Annotated in this window: 10 protein-coding genes and 1 pseudogene; all 11 read left to right on the top strand. The window is 42.1% G+C overall.

All coding sequences use genetic code 11. From position 1 onward, the window contains the following. The first annotated feature begins 35 nt into the window (after positions 1-35). The 11 genes and pseudogenes from cysD to NK987_RS21450 all read left to right on the top strand — a co-directional run bounded on the left by cysD (position 36) and on the right by NK987_RS21450 (position 14092). Positions 36-935 (top strand): sulfate adenylyltransferase subunit CysD, encoded by a 900-nt coding sequence (gene cysD, locus NK987_RS06545; RefSeq protein ID WP_258422892.1) that lies wholly within the window; start codon positions 36-38, stop codon positions 933-935. 105 nt (positions 936-1040) lie between these two features. After that, on the top strand, positions 1041-2297 hold the full coding sequence (locus NK987_RS06540; RefSeq protein ID WP_258422893.1) for a sulfate adenylyltransferase subunit 1: 1257 nt from the start codon (positions 1041-1043) through the stop codon (positions 2295-2297). Positions 2298-2418: 121 nt separating this feature from the next. Next, positions 2419-4521 carry a HEPN domain-containing protein gene (locus NK987_RS06535; protein ID WP_259263209.1) on the top strand — a complete coding sequence of 701 codons (2103 nt, stop codon included), beginning with the start codon at positions 2419-2421 and terminating at the stop codon, positions 4519-4521. Beyond that, the gene (cobA, locus tag NK987_RS06530) at positions 4518-5291 is read left to right on the top strand and encodes a uroporphyrinogen-III C-methyltransferase (protein ID WP_258422895.1); all 774 of its coding nucleotides are present in this window, start codon (positions 4518-4520) and stop codon (positions 5289-5291) included. Before NK987_RS06535 ends, cobA begins: the two co-directional genes overlap by 4 nt. A gap of 219 nt (positions 5292-5510) precedes the next feature. Beyond that, positions 5511-6104: a precorrin-2 dehydrogenase/sirohydrochlorin ferrochelatase family protein gene (locus NK987_RS06525; RefSeq protein ID WP_258422896.1), complete on the top strand. Its 594-nt coding sequence runs from the start codon at positions 5511-5513 to the stop codon at positions 6102-6104. A 178-nt stretch (positions 6105-6282) separates the two neighbouring features. Beyond that, the gene (locus NK987_RS06520; protein ID WP_259263208.1) at positions 6283-7821 is read left to right on the top strand and encodes a serine hydrolase; all 1539 of its coding nucleotides are present in this window, start codon (positions 6283-6285) and stop codon (positions 7819-7821) included. Positions 7822-7845: 24 nt separating this feature from the next. Further along, complete coding sequence (locus NK987_RS06515) at positions 7846-8310, top strand: GNAT family N-acetyltransferase (RefSeq protein WP_259263207.1); 465 nt, start codon at positions 7846-7848, stop codon at positions 8308-8310. 364 nt (positions 8311-8674) lie between these two features. Further along, a complete protein-coding gene (locus tag NK987_RS06510) occupies positions 8675-11092 on the top strand; it encodes an ABC transporter permease (protein WP_259263206.1) in 2418 nt (805 codons plus the stop codon). Positions 11093-11566: 474 nt separating this feature from the next. Then, positions 11567-11719: pseudogene (locus NK987_RS06505) on the top strand (tyrosine-type recombinase/integrase); the annotation flags it as partial. A 127-nt stretch (positions 11720-11846) separates the two neighbouring features. Further along, the gene (locus NK987_RS06500) at positions 11847-12551 is read left to right on the top strand and encodes a CPBP family intramembrane glutamic endopeptidase (RefSeq protein WP_259263205.1); all 705 of its coding nucleotides are present in this window, start codon (positions 11847-11849) and stop codon (positions 12549-12551) included. Positions 12552-12769: 218 nt separating this feature from the next. Then, on the top strand, positions 12770-14092 hold the full coding sequence (locus tag NK987_RS21450; protein WP_259263204.1) for an ATP-binding protein: 1323 nt from the start codon (positions 12770-12772) through the stop codon (positions 14090-14092). Positions 14093-14205: the final 113 nt, after the last annotated feature.

The following is a 14205-nucleotide window of genomic DNA, read 5'->3' as shown; positions in this document are numbered from 1 at the left end:
CGAGAAAAAAGATTTGAGAAACAAAAGTAAAAGACATGTCTAACCTATTAATACCTAATCCCAAAGAAGCAGAATCGATCCATATCCTGAGGGAAGTGGCGGCGCAGTTTGAAAGACCTGTTCTGCTTTTTTCGGGAGGAAAAGATTCTATCACCTTGGTCAGATTGGCCCAAAAGGCATTTTACCCGGCGAGGATTCCTTTCCCTTTGCTGCACATTGACACAGGACATAATTTCCCGGAGACCATCGAGTTCCGTGACCAATTGGTCGCCGAATTGGGTCTTGAACTGATCGTTCGCAACGTGCAGGACAGCATCAACCAAGGGAAAGTCACCGAAGAAAGAGGAAGGTATGCCAGCAGAAATACCCTTCAGACCACTACCCTTTTGGATGCCATCGAAGAATTCAAATTTGACGCCTGTATCGGAGGTGCGAGAAGGGATGAAGAAAAAGCAAGGGCCAAAGAAAGGGTCTTTTCTGTCAGAGATGATTTTGGTCAGTGGGATGAAAAAAACCAGCGGCCCGAGTTATTCGACATGCTTAACGGCCGGATTCATCAAGGACAAAACGTGCGGGTATTCCCGATTTCTAACTGGACTGAACTCGATGTCTGGGAATATATCAAAACTGAAAACATCGCGATTCCTTCCATCTATTTCGCGCACAAAAGGGAAGTTTTCTTCCGCGACGGCATGGTTTGGACAGCCAACGAGCATGTGTACAGGGAATCCCACGAGGAAGTATTTGAGAAAATGGTCCGATTCAGGACTGTCGGCGACATGACCTGTACTGCAGCTGTACTTTCGGATGCAGACACTTTGGATGCAGTGGTAGCAGAAATCAGGGATTCGACCATCTCCGAGCGGGGCGCAAGGATCGACGACAAACGCTCAGAAGCAGCCATGGAAAGCAGAAAGAAAGTCGGCTATTTTTAAAGAGACATGAGACGTGAGACAGATTGGTCAAAAAATTAGATTCAGCCATAGTCCGTCGTCAGTTGTCCGAGGACCAATAACCATTAACTCATTTACCATTTTCCCATGACACACAATAGAAAACTTATAAAAATCGCAACAGCAGGTTCGGTGGATGATGGCAAAAGCACCCTGATCGGAAGGCTTTTGTATGACACCAAATCCCTGACTACTGATAAACTGGAAGCAATCGAAAAAACCAGCCGTCAACGTGGTTTTGATTACCTTGATTTTTCTTTGGCTACCGATGGCTTGATTGCAGAGCGCGAGCAGGGCATTACCATCGATGTGGCACATATTTATTTCAATACCGCAAAGACCAATTTTGTCATTGCAGATACTCCCGGACACGTGGAGTATACCAGAAATATGGTGACAGGAGCCTCCACTTCGCAGGTCGCGATCATTTTGATTGATGCTAGAAAAGGTGTGATTGAGCAGACAAACAGGCATTTCTTCATCAGCAACCTCCTCCGTCTCGGACATGTGGTTGTGGCAGTCAACAAAATGGATCTTGTCAATTACGACGAAGATATTTTCCTTAAAATCAAAGCTGACTTTGAAGTTTTGGTAGAAAAAAGTGACTTCAAAACAGATCAGATCACTTTCATTCCTATCTCAGCATTGAAAGGAGAAAATATTGCGAAGCATTCGGAACTCATGCCATGGTATGTCGGAAATACACTTTTAGACCATCTTGAAGTATTGGAACCATCGGATTTACATGAAAGCACGGTGGCAAGATTTCCGATCCAATATGTCACTAGACCTAGGACGGAAGCTTTCCATGATTTCAGGGGATTTTCCGGCAAACTTTATGGCGGAAGCCTTAAGGTGGGCGACGAAGTGACGGTATTGCCTTCCTTCACCGAATCCAAAATCAAAACCATCCATTTCTTTGACCAGGAATATTCTGAGGCATTGCCCGGCGCTTCCATCACGATCACCTTGGAAAATGAAGTCAACATCAGCCGCGGTGACATGTTGGTGAAATCTTCTGAACTGCCAAAATCAGAAAAGCAGATCACTGCCACTATATGCCAGGTCAATTCCAAGCCTTTGAAAGTGGGAGATAAATATACCCTTCAGCATGGCATCAACAGGGTTTTGGCAAAGGTTGAGAGCATCGAATCGGTGATCCACACGGATTTCTCGGGTGAAGTACCCGCCTCCCAACTCAAGCTTAATGACATCGGAAAGGTGAACTTCAGGTTGAGTAAGCCTATCCACTTTGACACTTACCATGACAACAAATCCAACGGCAGGTTTATCCTGATCGACGAAGGAAGTTATGATACGGTAGGAGTTGGGTTTATTGACTAATTGTACGAAGTACAATGTACCAAGTACCAAGAAAGAATTCTTGGGAAAAGTGAATCAAAATAAAGATGAGATGGCACGAAGGTCTTGTGTCTTATGTCTCAAATCTCAAATCTAATTTAAGATGCAAAGTTTCAGGACAGAAATAGAAAATCCCATTGTTGAGAAAGATATTCTCGAACTGGAAAAAAAGATACGACTTTTTAGAGAAGGTAAGATTGACGAGGAAAAATTCAGAAGCCTCCGCCTTGCCCGTGGCGTCTATGGACAGCGGCAACCGGGCGTGCAGATGATCAGGATCAAACTTCCTTATGGCAAAGCCACAAGCGAGCAGCTGAAACGGATAGCAGATGTTTCTGACAAATATTCTACAGGCAGACTCCACATCACTACCCGTCAGGATATTCAGATCCACTATGTGAGTTTGGATGAAACTCCGGCATTGTGGGCAGAACTCGAAAAAGACGATGTGACTTTGCGCGAAGCCTGCGGCAATACCGTACGGAATGTCACCGCCTCCGAGACTGCAGGTGTCGATCCCAATGAACCTTTTGATGTGACATTATATGCCGATGAGGTATTCAAATACTTTTTGAGAAATCCAGTTTGCCAGGAAATGGGCAGGAAATTCAAAATGGCATTTTCAGCTTCTGATGAAGATACAGCATTGGCTTACCTCCACGATTTGGGTTTTATCCCAAAAGTAAAAACTGAAAACGGCCAAGAAATCCGTGGCTTTAAAGTGATGCTTGGCGGCGGATTGGGTTCCCAGCCGAGACATGCCGATTTGATTACGGAATTCCTTCCCACAGACGAATTGATTCCATTTATCGAAGGTGTTTTGCGGGTTTTTGACAGACATGGAGAAAGGGCAAGAAGGCTGAAAGCACGGATGAAATTTTTGATTTCAGATATCGGATTGGAGGCTTTTCTGGATTTGGTCAAAGAAGAACAAAAAGCCCTTCCATTCAAAAAATATCCCATAAACCACAACGACTATGAGGATTCCAAACAGCTTTTCCAACCGGAAGTTCCCGAGTTGGAAGAGCCTTTGGAGCTCGCTTATGAGCAATGGAAACTCACCAATGTCCTTCCCCAAAAGCAAAAAGGATTTGTATCGATCGGTGTGAAAGTCCTTTTGGGAGACTTCTACACCCCCCAAGCAAGGCAGATAGCGGACCTTGTCAAAAAATATGCAAACAATGAGCTGAGATTCACACTCAGACAAAATATCCTTATCCGGGATGTCCAGGAAAAAGCCATTCCTTTCTTTTATCAGGAATTGAAAAAAATAGGTTTGGCGGATGCGGGATACAATACCTTTGGAGACATCACCGCTTGCCCGGGAACAGATACCTGTAACCTTGGCATTGCGAGCAGTACCGGAATTGCCAAAGAATTGGAGAAAGTAATCTTGGCAGAATATCCCCAATACCTCAAAAACAAAGACCTGACCATCAAAATCTCAGGCTGTATGAATGCCTGTGGACAACACAACATGGCGCATATCGGTTTTCAGGGCATGTCCATGAAAGTCGGTAAAGTGGTAGTTCCTGCACTTCAGGTTTTACTAGGAGGCGGAACATTGGGCAATGGACAGGGAAGATTTGCAGACAAAGTCATCAAAGTTCCAAGCCGCCGGGGACCGGATGCTTTGCGGATTCTGATAGCGGATTTTGAGAAAAATGGCAACGGCACTGAATCCTTTTTGGATTATTATGACCGACTTGGACATATTTATTTCTACGACATACTGAAAGTATTGACAGAAACCTCCACCATCACCGAAGCCGATCAGGTTGATTGGGGACACGAGGAAGCATACAAGGTAGCCGTAGGTGTGGGCGAATGTGCCGGGGTGGTGATTGACTTGGTAGCTACACTTTTGTTGGAAGCGAGGGAAAAACTCGAGCTTTCCAAAGAAGGATTGGTAGAGAAAAGATGGTCTGACAGCATCTATCATACCTATGCTGCGATCGTAAATGCCGCAAAAGCAATCTTGCTCAGCGAAAGCAAAAGCACCAACTCCTATGCAAACATCGTGGCTTTGTTTGACGAGACATTCACCCAAACAGGTAAAATCGGCTTGGAAAAAGACTTGGCTTCGATTGTATATGAAATCAGCAAAAATGAGCCTTCCCAAGAATTTGCAGAAGCTTATTTCAAAGAGGCCATCAAAGTATTTGACGCGATCAGCGCTTATAGAGAACAGGAGGTAACAGCATGATTCAAGCCATTAAACCAAAAGTAACCTTGGTCGGTGCGGGTCCGGGAGACCCCGAACTGATCACTTTGAAGGGTGTATTGGCGCTGAACAAAGCCGATGTTGTCCTTTATGATGCTTTGATTGACAAGGCACTCTTGAAGCATGCACCTGACAATGCCATCAAGGTTTTTGTTGGAAAACGGGAAGGAAGCCAAGTGAATCCACAGGAAGACACCAACAGACTATGCGTGGAATATGCCCTGAAATACGGCCATGTGGTCAGGTTGAAAGGTGGAGATCCATTTGTTTTTGGAAGAGGAGCGGAAGAAATTGATTTCATCTCAGCATTCGGGATTCCAACGGAAATGGTTCCGGGGATATCTTCTTCGGTGGCTGTTCCTGCTGCGGCAGGAATTCCGGTGACCAAGCGTGGAGTGGCGGAGAGTTTTTGGGTGATCACGGGAACCACTAGTTCCGGGGAACTGTCGCGCGATTTGCATTTGGCTACCCAATCTACGGCTACGGTAGTGGTTTTGATGGGTTCCAAAAAACTCTCGGAAATCGTCAAAGTCTATCAAAAAGCAGGTAAAGGCAAGCTTCCTATCGCCATGATCCAAAGCGGAACGACCATCGAGCAAGAAATAGTAGCAGGAACGATCAACGACATCCAATCCAAAGTATCCGACAGCCGTATCGGTGGCCCTGCTGTAATTGTAATTGGGGAAGTGGTGAAGGAAAGTTATCAGTTGATGGAAATTTATCATTCTAAAATTGAGGTTTTAAAAAATTGATATTGATGGATATTGGATATTTGCTTCGCGATATTGAGTCCAATCTATACCCTCTTTTATACCCAAAACCAAATACTTTGTGCAATCGTAAGTTCGATATTAATTGATATTGGATATTGATAGATATTTTTTCCGGAAACGGTACTTCATATCTTCTCAATTAGGCGGAAACAAGTATCAAATAATATCAATTATTATCAACTAATATCAACCTTGAATATGAACCACCTCTACCCCATCTTCCTTAAAGTCCACCAATTGAATACCCTCTTGGTTGGTGGGGGATTTGTGGGTACGGAGAAATTGGCTTTCCTGCTCAAAAGCAGTCCAAAAGCGCAGGTGACGGCTGTTTCAAGAGAATTCAATGAAGATTTTTTGGCTTTGGCAAAAGACAATCCTTATGTCACGTTGATCCAGGATGTCTACCATGAGAAATATCTTGGGGGAAAGCATATCGTCATCGCCGCCACAGACGACAAAGCCGTCAACAGACGAATCCATGACGATGCCAAAGAAAGGTTTCTCTTGGTCAATGTGGCGGATACACCGGACCTCTGTGATTTTTACTTGGGAGGAATAGTCAGCAAAGGCAATGTCAAAATCGCCATCAGCACCAACGGCAAATCTCCTACTACAGCCAAGAGATTGCGTCAGCTCCTTGAAGAAGTCATACCGGAAGATATCAATGAATTGGTAGAAAACATCAATGAATACAGGAAGACATTAAAAGGAGATTTTGAATACAAAGTCGAGGCGCTAAACAAGCTTACGGAAGGATTGGTCAGCAAGGAGAAATCGGGGCTTTTGGAGTAAATTCACCCAATTGGTTCCGATTAGGCGATTTTTACCACACTTTCCTTCCCAATTGTGTGATCGGCGGATTTTTTAAATCACAGAATAAATATTCGGGAATTTTTATGGATTGATTTTTTGGACAAAGAATTTGATATTGTACCCTATTCTCTTTTTCCAACCATCCCTTTTCTGAGAAATGAAAAAATCCCTGTCACTTGTCAGTCTTCTTCTCCTGTTTTCAGTCAGCCTTTTTGCCCAATCCAAAAAATCCCCTGACTTCAAAAAACTCGATGCCTATTTTGCCAAAATGGTTCAGGATTGGGATGTCCCGGGTGCAAGTATCGGGATAGTCAAGGACGGAAAACTGGTTTTTACGGGAAACTATGGCCTCATCGAAACAGGCAAACCTGAGAAACCTGATGAAAATACACTCTATGCCATTGCCTCTAATTCCAAAGCATTCACTTCTGCCCTCATCGGGATGCTTGTGCAGGAAGGAAAACTCAAATGGAACGACAAAATCAAAGACCATCTCCCCTATTTTTCACTTTACAATGACCCTTGGATCAGCAGTCAGGTGACAGTGCGGGATATCCTCAGTCACAGGGTGGGTTTGGGTACATTCAGCGGTGATGTAATCTGGTACAAATCAGAAATGAGTGCAGAAAACATGATCAAACTCGCAGGCAAACTCCCTCAGGCCTATGACTTCCGCGCCGGATATGGGTACTCCAACCTGATGTATATCACCGCCGGCGAACTCATCAAAAAAATCACAGGTAAAACTTGGGGAGAAAATGTCAAAGAAAGAATTTTAGATCCATTGGGAATGGAAAGGACACTGACCTCTGCTAGGGGTTTAGACGATATGGATAACGTAACAACCCCACATGGCAGAGAGAATGAGGTGAATTTTCCAATTGAGTTTGAGGACTGGAGTGAAATCGCTGCCACGGGAGGTATTGTTTCATCCGTAAACGACGTGGCAAAATGGATGATCTTCAATTTGAATCACGGAATTAATGGTAAGGATACACTACTGACAAAGCCTACCCGAAATTTGGTCTGGACACCGCACAACAATTTTATGGTAGACCACACTTCAAAAAACGACTTGGGCAGGCATTTCTCGGGATATGGACTGGGTTGGAATCTGGGAGATTTCCATGGCAAATTTATGGTGGGACATACAGGGGGATTTGACGGGATGATCACTGCGGTGACAATGATTCCTGAAGAAAACCTCGGCATCGTGGTCCTGACCAACGGCCACAAAAGCCCCATCATGGCAGCCACCTACTATGCTTTTGACCAATTTTTGGGAACAGGGACCAAGGACTGGTCTGCAGACCTTTTGGCACGTACCAATGAAAACCTAAAAAATGATACCAGGATCAGCGACATGAAAGCCAGGCGCGTCATGGGTACCGAGCCTTCATTGCCGCTTAACGCCTATACCGGTTATTATTTTGCCCCAGTCTATGGTAACATCAGCGTGTCGATGGATGGAGACGATATGATTCTTGAATTCGAAAATGCACCAAGACTTACCGCCAAGCTCAGGCATTGGCATTATGATGTTTGGGAAATCGTATGGGATGAAAAACATGCCTGGTTCAGCTTTGGGACGGTCAAATTCCAGACTGACAATGACATGAAAATTACAGGTCTGGAATTTAAGGTTCCCAATGATGATATATTTTTTGAAGAACTGAATGCGAAGAAGGTAAGGTAAAGGAATTTTTCCGTTAAATAATTTATGGAAATAAGGAAACTGAATCCAACAGAAACTGACAAATTCATTGATCTTATCAGAATCTTTGAAACCGTCTTTGAAATGGAAAATTTCAATATTCCTCCAAAATCTCATTTATCCAAAGTATTAGAAATGAAAAACTTTATGGTTTGGGTAACAGAGAAAGACCAAGAGGTCTTGGGAGGTATGACAGCATATACCTTAGACCAATATTATTCCCAGAAGCCTTTGGCCTACCTGTATGACTTGGGAGTCAAACCAGATTTTCAGAGACAGGGAATCGGAAAAGCCTTGATTTCCAGCTTCACAGATCATTGTTTCAAAAATGGATTTGAAGAGGTCTTTGTTCAGGCGGAAACAGAAGATATTGGAGCCGTTGAATTTTATAGAGCAACTGGTGCAGTAGAGAAAGAGGCATTGCAATTTTCGTATTTTCCTAAACAGGTATTTTTGAATCAAAAAAAGTAAGAAGCTCCAATCCAACCTATTGTTCCACCCATTGGGAAAAGCATTATAAAATCAAGGCTTTCATTTTTTTAGGTAATTGGACCGGATCGAAGTTCCTTGGGAAAGTACGGTTCATATGTTGCTTTTCCCTCCAACACCATCTCCCTAAAGAGACATTGAAAAGTCAATTTACAAAATTTAAAATATTAAAATTGAATCCTTGTTCTTGTCCGCATACAACCGTCAGTGTACGCTCATGACCACTTTCTATCAGGCAAATGCATCTATATTGTCCAATTTTTAGGTTTATGCAGCTGGTATCGTTTTTGACATCATTCTTACATGATTTTTTAGGTTAAACCACAACTCTAAATACTACCCTCCTATGTTTGGTACCCATCTCAAGTTCTTTGTCCGAGTTTTTTTGAAAGACAAGTTTTTCTCCCTGCTCAATATCCTAGGCCTGGCCATGGGAATCGCTGTCAGCATCATCTTGCTCCTGATCTTGCAGCATGACCTGTCTTATGACCAGCACTTTGCAAATCATGAGCGGATCTACCGACTTGGTGGTCACCTCAAAGCAACAGGAATTGACATCCGAGGAGCAAGGTCAGCAAGAGAGTTAGGAGGAATTATCAAGGACGAATTCCCGGAAGTGGAAGCCGTGACAAGTGCCAATACCTGGGACCATACTTTGATCAAGTATGAGAAAAATGGTGCAGAGGTATCTTTTTATGAGGAAGATGTCGTGCGTACAGATTCTGCTTACTTTAAGGTATTCCAGCACGATTTTATAGCAGGGGATCCGGCAACTGCATTGCAAGATCTAAATTCTGTCGTCATATCAGCCTCGGCGGCGGCAAGGTATTTCGGTTCGGAAGATCCTTTAGACAAAACACTTTTGATAGACGGAGAAAGCTGGAAAGTCACTGCGGTCATTGAGGACTTACCAAACAACACCCATATGCGTTTTGACTTCCTGCTTTCGGGATTGCTCAAAAGTAGGGAATGGGTAATCGATCAGGGTCAGGTGAAGTCCGAGGCATTTTGGAATCCTGATGTCTACACCTACTTTTTGATGACTAAAAATTACGATCCTCAGCGCTTCTATGACAAGTTTCCCCTGATCTTTGACAAGTTTTTTAAATCATTTGGAGATCAGGTGGGCGGACAGTATGAGGCCATCCTGCAGCCTTTGGCAAGCATCCATTTTGATTCTACCCTGATTGACGATGAGCCCACGGGGAATATGGCTTACCTCTATGCCTTCTCTGCGATCGGGATATTCATTATCCTTTTGGCCTGTATCAATTACATGAACCTGTCTACTGCCAAGTCTGTCAATCGCGCTTCTGAAATCGCCATGAAAAAAACGCTTGGGAGTGACAAAAAATCATTGGTGTTGTCATTTTTGGGAGAATCGGTTTTTCTTTCTTTGGTATCCCTTGTTCTTGCAATAGTATTGGTCTTCCTGATATTGAATTTCTCTTCCTTCAACAGCCTGATCCAGAAAAACCTTGTTGTGGACTTTTGGAACAACAAAACCTTGCTCTTTGGATCGCTGGGCGTAGCAGTTATGATCGGGATTGTTTCGGGACTTTATCCGGCATTTTACCTACCCAGCATTCCGACTATCTCTGCACTGAAAGGCTCCTTCAAAAACCAGAAATCAAGTCTCCGACTGAGGAAAGTACTGACTACGGCACAGTTTGCCATATCGATATTTGTGGTGGTCTGCACTTTCTTTATGCGCGATCAGATTTCTTTTGTGAGAAACAAAGACCTTGGTTTTAACAAAGAAAATATCCTGATTCTTCCAATACAGGACACTTTGGTACAAAACAGGATTGAGCCCATCAAAAATGAACTGCTCCAAAACCCAAAAATCACCAATGCCACTACCTCCTATGCAGTACTGGGAATGGGTACAGGTGGGCCCGTGATGCATGCCGAAAGTCCTGAAGGAATGGTGCAGCAGCGCTTCAACATGATCACAGTGGGAGATGATTATTTCAAAACCATGGGGATCGACCTCCTGACAGGCAGGGAATTCCAGCCGGGAAGCGGGATTGATGTCAACAATGTTTTTATGTGTAACCGTGCAGCTGCCAAACTGATGGGTTGGGGAGATGATCCGGAGGGCAAAAAAGTGCGTTGGTTCCACGGAGAGGAAGACGGCACCATTATCGGCATGGTGGAAGATTTCAATTACATGTCCCTCCACAATATCGTAGAGCCCTTGCTGATCGTCAAGTCCAGGAAAGAAGGTGGTTTTCTCCACCTTCAGGTGGCAGGCGACGACCTTCCTGAGACTTTGGAATTCATCCAGACCAAATGGGCGGAAATTGATCCCAACCATCCTTTTGAATACTTTTTCCAGGACCAGCGCTTTGATGAGCAGTACAAATCTGATGAGATCCAATACAAGCTCATTTCCATCCTTTCCTACATCTGTATTTTCATTTCACTTTTGGGGCTCCTTGGACTTTCGGCATTTACTGCGACACAGCGTACCAAGGAGATCGGCATCCGCAAAGTCCATGGAGCGAGCATTCCAAGGATCATTTACCTGCTTTACAAAGAGGTGATGCTCTTGGTGATCCTTGCAGGGATTCTAGTCATTCCGGCAGCTTGGTATATCATTGACCTTTGGATGGGGAATTTTGCTTATAAGACCCCTTTGAATTACTTCACATTTTTGGGCGTGACAGTATTGGCATTGTTGGTCGCATTCTTTACGGTAGCTTTTCATTCTTTGAAGACAGCCACAACCAATCCGATCAAGTCGCTGAAATACGAGTGATTGGATTTAATTCAGAATGCTGAATTCATAATTCTGAATGTAGGTTGTCGTCATCTTGAATCCGAGGTAAGAGGATGAAAGATCTCTTTATCAAAAGAAACGAGAAAAATAATAATTCTGAATTCATAATTCTGAATTGGGTTAGACTAAGCTAAAATGTACCTAATACTCAACCTATCCTTAGCTAAAGGGTAACCCAGACACGGAGTATCCCTAGCTAGGACACGGAGTATCCCTAGGAGATACACGGAGTATCTGTAGGGGAAGGTATACTAGGGGTTAGGAGAAGTGTAGGGGAAAGTATAGGGAACTCTAGGCGATTTCAGGATAAAAAGTTAAACGTTTAAGATTGGGCTTTAATTTTTTATAAACCACCCAACAGGTTAAATTATACCGGTTATCCTGCTTATCCGGAAGGAATTTACTGCCATCCGGGTTCTCCTGAAGCTTGGTCGGAACCAGAGCAATAAGGACTTTTTCATCCATTTGTTGGAAAATGGCACAGACTTAAGGTATATCCAGAGTCTATTGGGCCACGAAAGCTCCAAAACAACTGAAATATATACCCATATAACCACCAAAGGCTTTGATCAAATTAAAAGTCCATTAGATAGGTTAGACTTTTAAAAAAATAATTACTTTAGGTAACCTGAAAATATCCGCCACTTATGGCGTCATTGCTTCCCATAGGAATATTTGGCGCCATAAATGGCGTAAGGCAAACGTTAGGCATAATTTAAAACCAACCAAGTAAATGATAGGAATTTTAGTAGCAATTGCCATTTCGTGGTTGCTTTTATATCTGATTGAAAAGAAGAGTATTTTAGCATTAGGATTTCTTCCATTTGGCAAAAGATTAAAACAATTCTTAATCGGATTTTTAATTACTGGAATACTTTGCGTTTTTGTTCAATATTTAGAATCGTATCTAAAATCTTCGACTTGGATTTTGAATAAAGATATTACGAGCGGAATTATACTAAAATCATTTTGGTGGGATTTTAAATCTGTATTGACAGAAGAACTGATTTTTCGTGGAGCTTTACTTTACATTCTCATCCAAAAAATAGGCTCAAGAAAAAGTATCTTGATTTCCGCAATCGCATTCGGAATTTATCATTGGTTCTCATACGGAGTTTTGGGCAACGTAATGGCAATGATTTTAGTTTTTATCGGAACTGGATTAATGGGTTACGCTTGGGCTTGGGCTTTTTCAAAAACTAAATCAATTATGCTTTCTTTCGGACTTCATTTGGGTTGGAATATTATATACAACACCATATTTTCAAAAGGACCTTTGGGCGAAATAGTTCTAATTTCAAAAGGCGGAAATGAATTGACTGATTGGGTTTCATTATTGAATTTTGTCAGTGGATTGGTCATAGTTCCTATTTTAGTGCTAATTTATGTAAGACATTTTTTGAAAAAAGAAACTGAAATAAAAACAACAGCGGAATAAAAACTATGCCTAACACACAATATAGCCAATAAGGGTTTCAGAGGTATGCGAAGGTTTGTAGCCCGCTTCAACGTTTCGTGTAACCTGATAGGAAATCGCCCGCAATCCCTTACTGGCCATATTGTCAAACGTTATCGCTCAGTGTAGAAAACCCGAACATCAAAATGACATTAGAAAAAAGAGTAAATTTCTTACTCAAAAATTATTAATTATAAGCAGTGACATCAGAATCGCAAAATATTGAGTTTAAATTAACCTGGAGAGATGAGTACCTAAAATGGATTTGTGGTTTTGCAAATGCTTATGGAGGTATTATTTTTATTGGAAAAGACGACTCAGGAAATGTAGTTGACTTGAAGGATGCTAAAAAGCTTTTAGAAGAAATCCCAAATAAGGTCAGAGACACTTTGGGGATTTTGGTTGATGTTAATCTGTACCAAACTGACCAAGGGAAATTTATTGAAATTCTAGTTGAGCAATATCCTTATCCAGTCAATTACAAAGGGCAATATCATTATAGAAGTGGAAGTACCAAACAGGAATTAAAAGGAGCGGCACTTGATAAGTTTCTTCTTCAGAAAAAAGGGAAAAGATGGGATGGAGTTCCTGTTCCGAATGTTTCAACTAATGACCTTAAGCAAGAAACATTTGATTTTTTTCGCAAACGAGCATTCAGAAGCCAAAGAATTGATGAAGAAAGTTTAGCTGATAGTAATGACCACCTTATTGAGAACCTTCAACTCAAGGAAGGAAAATTTCTTAAGCGTGCCTCTATCCTGCTTTTTTATACAAATCCTGAAAAATATGTAACAGGGGCTTATATAAAAATTGGATTTTTCGAAAGTGACAGTGATTTGAGATTTCAGGATGAAATCCACGGTAATCTTTTTGAACAAATTGAAAAGACCACAGAGTTGCTTTTCACAAAATACATCAAGGCTTTGATAAGCTATGAAGGATTGAATCGTGTGGAAACATACGAGTATCCAAAGGAAGCAATCAGGGAAGCATTGCTAAATGCTGTTGCCCATAAAGACTATTCAGGTGGTGTTCCAATTCAAATCAGTGTTTATAATGACAAGTTAATGATTTGGAACGAAGGACAACTGCCTGAAAATTGGACAGTTAAAAACCTATTGGAAAAACACGCCTCCCGACCATACAACCCCGACATTGCACATGCTTTGTTTCGCAGTGGATACATTGAATCTTGGGGACGAGGAACTATTAAAATCATCAACGAATGTAAAAAAGCAGGAATCCCCGAACCAGTTTTTACATACGATTCAAGCGATATTTCCGTAGAGTTCAGAAAAGATATTTACAATGAAAAACATCTTCAATCACTTGACTTGAATGAACGACAAGTAAAAGCGGTGTTATATGTGAAAGAGAAAGGTAGAATCACTAACAAAGAATATCAGGAAATAAACAATACAACAGACAGGACTGCATTAAGGGATTTAGAAACACTGATTGAATTGAAAATCATTAAGCGAATAGGTGAAAAAAAAGGTGCTTATTATGAATTAGCTTCATAGATGTCTGATATGTCGGATAAATGTCGGATAAGACAAAAGCAACAGACAGGTAAATGGACAAAGAAGAAGAACCCAGTGCATAACATCACCTTGGATACAGCTGGCGGTTCAAA

The organism is Aquiflexum gelatinilyticum, assembly GCF_024813435.1.
GTDB lineage: Bacteria > Bacteroidota > Bacteroidia > Cytophagales > Cyclobacteriaceae > Cognataquiflexum > Cognataquiflexum gelatinilyticum.
Note: the sequence above shows the minus strand (reverse complement) of the source record. Positions and strands in the feature narration are given on the sequence as shown.